7 protein-coding genes are annotated in these 5920 nt (G+C 65.5%); 4 read left to right on the top strand and 3 right to left on the bottom strand.

The window, feature by feature from the left end; translation table 11 throughout:
- Positions 1–178 precede the first annotated feature (178 nt).
- The gene (locus Q4C89_RS13585) at positions 179–652 is read left to right on the top strand and encodes a hypothetical protein (RefSeq protein ID WP_303103160.1); all 474 of its coding nucleotides are present in this window, start codon (positions 179–181) and stop codon (positions 650–652) included.
- 117 nt (positions 653–769) lie between these two features.
- On the opposite strand, the gene Q4C89_RS13580 is transcribed toward Q4C89_RS13585, so the two are convergent.
- Positions 770–2056 carry a homoaconitate hydratase family protein gene (locus Q4C89_RS13580; protein ID WP_303103159.1) on the bottom strand — a complete coding sequence of 429 codons (1287 nt, stop codon included), beginning with the start codon at positions 2054–2056 and terminating at the stop codon, positions 770–772.
- 132 nt (positions 2057–2188) lie between these two features.
- Here Q4C89_RS13580 and Q4C89_RS13575 point away from each other — a divergent pair, with 132 nt between their 5' ends.
- From Q4C89_RS13575 to Q4C89_RS13565, 3 genes are read left to right on the top strand one after another with little or no spacing between them, the layout of a single operon-like run.
- On the top strand, positions 2189–2953 hold the full coding sequence (locus tag Q4C89_RS13575; RefSeq protein ID WP_303103158.1) for a fumarylacetoacetate hydrolase family protein: 765 nt from the start codon (positions 2189–2191) through the stop codon (positions 2951–2953).
- A gap of 20 nt (positions 2954–2973) precedes the next feature.
- Positions 2974–3516, top strand: coding sequence for a DinB family protein (locus Q4C89_RS13570; RefSeq protein ID WP_303103157.1), 543 nt, complete (start codon positions 2974–2976; stop codon positions 3514–3516).
- Entirely contained in the window at positions 3513–3941 is a 429-nt protein-coding gene (locus Q4C89_RS13565) for a hypothetical protein (protein WP_303103156.1), read from the top strand. Before Q4C89_RS13570 ends, Q4C89_RS13565 begins: the two co-directional genes overlap by 4 nt.
- Before the next feature lie 212 nt (positions 3942–4153).
- Here the strand turns inward: Q4C89_RS13565 and holA are convergent, their stop codons facing one another.
- Positions 4154–5056, bottom strand: a complete 903-nt coding sequence (holA, locus tag Q4C89_RS13560) for a DNA polymerase III subunit delta (RefSeq protein WP_303103155.1) — start codon at positions 5054–5056, stop codon at positions 4154–4156.
- Positions 5056–5892, bottom strand: a complete 837-nt coding sequence (locus Q4C89_RS13555; protein ID WP_303103154.1) for a serine/threonine-protein kinase — start codon at positions 5890–5892, stop codon at positions 5056–5058. Before Q4C89_RS13555 ends, holA begins: the two co-directional genes overlap by 1 nt.
- Between the last annotated feature and the right edge of the window lie 28 nt (positions 5893–5920).

Raw genomic sequence — 5920 nt, 5'->3', positions numbered from 1 at the left:
GGCACCGAGGGTCAGGTCTACATCTACTCGGTCGGCGCCAAGGGTGTGCTGGCGGTGGTGGCCCCCACGGGCATCAACCTCGGCCTGCTGAACATGGAAGCCCGCGACGCTGCCCAGTCCGTCGCCAGCGTCCTGTAAGACCTTCTCCTTCATTCTCCCTATTCAAGGAAAAGAAACTATGCCTCACTCCCATAACATTCGTCCTGAACTCGGTGATTACAACTCTGTCGTGTGCTTCAAGGCCGTTATCACGGGCGTCGAAGATACCCTCGGGCCGGACGGAGCCGCCGTCGTCTTTACCCGCGCGGGCAAAGTGCGCGGTCACGCCCTCGCCAACGAACTCGGCGTGGCGGGCAGCAATGTTCCCGTCGAGAAGCTGGCCGAAATTCTCAACAGCGCCGTGGGCGTGGACGGCACCCGCCTGTGCGCCGTGACCAAGTCCTACCAGGAAGGCGACAAACTGGTGATCGAAACCCAGGAAACCGTCTGCAGCGCGGGTGAACCCCAGGGCAGTGACCGAAACTGCACCTTTACTCTGGGTGCCGTGTGGGGCGCCGTCGAAGCCATCACTGGAAAGACCTACCTGGGTGAGCAGACCGAGAGCGTGCTGCGCGGCGGCTCCTGCGACCGCTTCGAATTCTCCGAACTCTGAGCACGGCTCCGGCATTCAGGCCCGCCTCCATAAGAAGGGGCGGGCCTGAATCTTGCCGTGGGTCGATGATGCAAATGTTGTCCCCACAGCTGAGGAGCCCAAGGGGAAGTTGTGGGGCTATGCCGTTGCCAGGTCTTCAGGCAAGCCGATTTGACCCAGCACGGCACTCGCAGCGGCGACAGCGGGGGAGGCCAGGTAGATGTGCGCGTCCTTGTCCCCCATACGCCCGATGAAATTGCGGTTGGACGTGCTGACACAGACCTCACCGGGGGCCAGCACGCCCTGGTGCCGTCCCATGCAGGGGCCGCAGCCCGGTGTGCCGAGCACCGCCCCGGCACGTTGCAAGGTGAGCAGGGTGCCGTCCGCGAGGGCCTGCTCCATCACCTGACTGCTCGCCGGAATCACCAGCAGGCGTGTGCTGGGGCTAACGTGGCGGCCTTGCAACACATTGGCGGCTTCGTGCAGGTCTTCCAGTCGCCCGTTGGTGCAGGTGCCGATAAAGACCTGATCCACCTTCAGGCCACGCAGGGTCGCCACGTCGTGAACGTTGTCCACCTCGCTGGGGGCACTCATGCGGGGAGCCAGGGCCGACAGGTCTATCTCGACTTCGCGCACATATTCGGCGCCGGGGTCGGGGTAGACCCAGTCCGGCACGTCGTAGCCGTAGTCGGTCAGGATTTCGCCCCCAGGCACGACCAGTCCGGTCTTGGCTCCGGCCTCGACACACAGGTTTGCCAGGGTCATCCGTTCGCCCCGTGTAAAACGGTCGCCTGCATGGATTTCGACACTCTGGTAGGTTGCGCCGTCGGCCCCCAGTTGCCGAATCATTTCGAGAGCCACGTCCTTGGCGCTCACGCCGGGGCGCAGGTCGCCGCTCAGCGTGACCTTCACACTCTCGGGGACGCGCAGCCAGGTCTTGCCACTGGCCGCCGCCAGAGCAATGTCGGTGGCGCCCATGCCCGACCCGAAGGCTGCCACCGCGCCGTAGGTGGTCGAGTGGCTGTCCGACCCCAGGACAATCCAGCCCGGCTGGGCCAGCCCTTCTTCCATCAGCACCTGATGACAGATGCCGCGCCCTACGTCGAACAGCCGCACGCCCGTCTGCGCGGCGTACTCGCGGGCTTCTTTCTGCGCCTGCGCCACGCTGACGGTGCTCGCCGGAGCCACATGGTCAATCACGATGCTCACGCGCTCCGGGTATTTAGGTACGGCGTTCAGGTCGCGCTGCATCCGCTCGATAAAGCTCTGGGCGATCGAGTCCACCACCATGACTTGGTCCACTTCGACCACGGCAAGGTCACCGGCGTACACCACCTTATCGCCGCGTCGGGAAAGGATCTTCTCGGCCATCGTCTGGGGCCGTATCGCGCCGACCGAAGTCAGGGAAGAAGGGTTCGTCGTCATGTGGGTATTTTCCTTCTTTTGCGGCAGGCAAACGGTGACTTGACTGGAGCAATGACGTTTGAGGCGATACATTCAAATTTATTTGGAAGAAGCCGTTGTTTTTAGTGCCGCTTACCCGGTTATGCTGCCCTCATGAAACTCGTTCGAGTACAGCACGGCGGGGCCGCCCAGTGGGGTCAACTGACCGACGACACCATTCACCTGATGACGGGCCTGGGTGGAGCGCGCACAGGGGAGACGCTGCCGCTGGCACAGGCGCATCTGCTCGCACCCGCCGAGCCGACCAAAATCGTCTGCGTGGGGCGCAACTATCTGGACCATATTCGCGAACTGGGCAACGACACGGGTGACCTGCCCGCCGAACCCGGCATCTTCCTCAAGGGGCCAAACGCCCTGGCCGAACCCGGCGGCGCAGTGGCCTATCCGTCATGGAGCGAGAACTTCCATTTCGAGGGCGAACTGGCGCTGGTCATCGGGCAGCGTGCCCGCAACCTCCGGGCCGACGAAGCGCTCGGCGCGGTTCTGGGCTACACCTGCGGCCTCGACCTGACCGCCCGTGACCGCCAAAAGACCGACCTTCAATGGTTCCGCGCCAAGGCCGCCGACCGCTTCTGCCCCCTCGGTCCCTGGCTGGTCACGCAGTTTGACCCGACCGACGTGCAGGTGCAGACCCGCGTCAACGGTGAAACCCGGCAGGACGGACGAACGAGTCACATGATTTTCGACGTGGTTCAGATTCTGACTTACGTGACCCGCTTCGTGACCCTGGAACCCGGCGATGTGGTCCTGACCGGCACGCCCGAGGGTGTGGGGCCGCTGCAACCCGGCGACGTGGTCGAGGTGGAGGTCGAAGGCGTGGGCGTGCTGAAAACGGTCATCGGTGAAAAAGCGCCGTAAAGCGCATTACACTGCCGGGCATGACCTCCAATATTTTGCAGGACCCGGCCACGCTGCGGGCGCTGGGCGAAACCCCCGCCGATGTGCAGGCCCGCCTGACCCGCGAACTCGACGCCTTCGGTGAGGCGTTACGATCCCGTGAAGGCGACTGGCAACGTCAACAACCGGGCCGCGACTGGTCGCCCGCTCAGGAAACCGAGCATGTGATGAAGGTCAATGGTGCGGTGACGTCGGTGCTGCGCCTGCTTCTGTCCGACCGCCCGCTGCGACCCGGTGAGCAGGCTCCGGGTGAACTCCGGGACGGCAAGCGACAGGCCCCGGTCGCCACCATGCCGAGCGAGACGGGCACCGCCTGGGCCGAGGTGGAAGCGCAGTGGCAGGCCAGCCGGGCCGCCCTCGAAGCGCAAGCCGCGCAGGTGCGCGAAACGCCGGGCCGCACGGTCTGGCATCCCTTTTTCGGTGAACTCGACGCCCTCGACTGGCTGCGGATGGGGGTCTACCACATAGGGCACCACCGCCGCTTGATGGCCCAGAGCGCCCCGAATACGGAGCCGAGCGCGTGACCCAGTCCGCTCCATCGCAAAAGGGAGTCAAAGGCTTCGAACTCGACATTCACGTCGCGTTCAGCGCTCCTCTGCCTGAAGCCCAGGCCATCGCCGCTCTGCGTGTGCTGGAGGGCTTCCGGGTGGACCTCTACCGCCCGCACCCCCAGGCCATCAGCCGCAGCGCGCCGGACGCTGCCCTGGCCGACGCCGGGGTGCCTTCTGCCCGCCTGACTGGGCCGCTGCACGACGCCGAGGCGGTTCGAGCTGCCCTCGCTGCGCTGCTCGTGGGTCCGGCCCGCGCCATTGAGGTCGGCGTGCGCGGCTTTCTGCGCAGTGCCGAGGGCCAGACCGAGTGGATGCCCTGGCGGGTTAACCGGGTGCTGTCCCGCCACCAGACCGCCCAGCTTCCTTTCGAGCCGGGCGTGCGCTACGTGCTGGAATAAGCGATGGGGTGAGTTCAGTTCTCCCAGCGGCGGCTACTTTAGCGGGGTAGTGCTGCCAAGAAGCACGCTCGCCGTGTTCTGTGCTAAGCGGAGGCAACGCGTAGGCTGCTCTAGAGTTTTGACGTAAGAAATGCTTGTGGTTTTCTGACCCTCTACCAAGGGGAGAGGGCCTCGCGTAGCGAGGGGTGAGGGGTCTCTTTCTGTCAAATGCCCTAAACGCTGAGCTGCACCAGCAGGCGTTCGAGGGCGACCTGCGGGTCGAGGCCGCGCTTCATGGCGAGGTCGGCTTCCAAAATGGCGCTCAGGTGGCCCTGGATACGTTTTTCGCTCAGACGCCGCGCCACCTCGAGAGCTTTTTTGGCTGGAAACGGTTTGATGCCCAGTCGCTGGGCCGCCACCGTGTCATTGACCCGGCCCTCTTGCTGAATCAGACCCACTGTGCGGGCAATCAGGCTGTACTGCCAGACGACCGCGCCCAGCAGCCGAAAGGGGTCTTCACCCGAGGCCAGCAGGCGGCGCAGTTGCAGTACCGCTTCGCCGGGCCGTCCGGCGGTGGCGGCGCCCAGCATGGCGAAGGAGTCCCCCGGCGGTTCGCGGCCCACCACGCCCTGCACCCGCTGGCGGTCGAGAGGGCCGCCCAGCAGCTCCAGCTTGTGCAGTTCTCCGGCAATGGCGGCGAGGTCGCTGCCGAACACCTCGGCCAGATAGCTGGCGGCGTCTTTCTCCAGCGGCAGTTTCATCTTTTTCGCCCGCGTCACCACCCAGCCGGTCACGTCGCCGGGCTTGCTGGGGGCAGCGGAAGCGAAGACTTCACCCGACTTTTCGTAGAGCTTGAGGCGGGTGGCGGGCGGAGCTTCATCAAGCACGGCGACTGTGACGGGCGCGGCGACAAGCAGTTCGAGGAAAGCCTTGTCGGGTTTGACACCCTCGAAATCGACCACCACGCCCCCGTCTCCGAACAGGCTGGGGGCAAGGTGCGGTCCCAGGGTGTCGGCGTTCACATCGTCGCCGGAAAAGCGCGGCAGATCACGGGCATTCAGCCCGCGTGCCTCCAGGGTCTCACGCAGGGTCTCGTCGGCCAGGAAGCGGTTTCCGGTAAAGGCAAGCAGGGCCATCAGGCGGCTCCAGAGCTGGAAAGGTCGGGCAGGGCCGCTAAGCCGAGCGCCTGCCGAGCCTGTCCCAGCGCTCCCAGCAAGTCGGCGGCACTCTGGGGGCGGCAGCTGCGGTCACGCTGAATGGCCCAGAGGATGACGGGTTGCAGGGCGTCCGGGCCAGGAGCGGCGGCGCGTTCCTCACTGATGCCGACCAGCCAGCCCAGGGCGTCTTCGTAAGGCGGATGCCCGGCGAGGCAATCGAACAGCAAGACGCCCACCGAATAAAGGTCGCTGCGGGGGTCACCACGCACGCCCTGAAACTGCTCGGGGGCCATGAAATGCGGGGTGCCCATGCGGGTGCCGGAGTGAATGTCGAGTGGCAGATCGGTGGCGTGACTCATGCCGAAATCCACCAGTCGCACTGCGTCCATGCGGGCCTCGCCGCCCACCAGCAGCACGTTTTCCGGTTTGAGGTCGTGGTGCGTAACGCCCCGGGCGTGCAGGAAGGCCACCGCCTGCAACACGCCCCAGGTCACCTCGGTGGCGGCCTCGGCACTCATCGGGCCGCAGCGGGCGAGATCACGCAGGGTGCCACCGGGCAGGAACGGAAAAATCAACTGGTCATGGGTGTGCCGCAGAAGCGGCGTGACCAGCGGATGACCGTTCGGTGGCTGGCTGACCCGCGCTGCCACCTCGCCCTCGTGGTGGAACATGGCGACCCGGTCAGGGTCATCGCTGACAAGCGTCTTGACGTAGACCTGCTCCCCCCGCCAGAGTCCCCGACTGCCCTTCACGCCAGACCTCAGCGCCAGGACTTCCAGCTCGGTAACGGGTTCAGGGGCAGGCAGACTCGGCACGGTGAACTCAGTCTAATGCGCGGGCCGC

The organism is Deinococcus sp. (genome assembly GCF_030523985.1).
In the GTDB taxonomy this organism is placed as follows: domain Bacteria; phylum Deinococcota; class Deinococci; order Deinococcales; family Deinococcaceae; genus Deinococcus.
Note: the sequence above shows the minus strand (reverse complement) of the source record. Positions and strands in the feature narration are given on the sequence as shown.

Excerpts from the sequence above, each read along its gene's own strand:
- Q4C89_RS13585 (WP_303103160.1), top strand. The coding sequence starts at position 179 with ATGCCTCACTCCCATAACATTCGTCCTGAACTCGGTGATTACAACTCT.
- Q4C89_RS13580 (WP_303103159.1), bottom strand. The coding sequence starts at position 2,056 with ATGACGACGAACCCTTCTTCCCTGACTTCGGTCGGCGCGATACGGCCC.
- Q4C89_RS13575 (WP_303103158.1), top strand. The coding sequence starts at position 2,189 with ATGAAACTCGTTCGAGTACAGCACGGCGGGGCCGCCCAGTGGGGTCAA.
- Q4C89_RS13570 (WP_303103157.1), top strand. The coding sequence starts at position 2,974 with ATGACCTCCAATATTTTGCAGGACCCGGCCACGCTGCGGGCGCTGGGC.
- holA (WP_303103155.1), bottom strand. The coding sequence starts at position 5,056 with ATGGCCCTGCTTGCCTTTACCGGAAACCGCTTCCTGGCCGACGAGACC.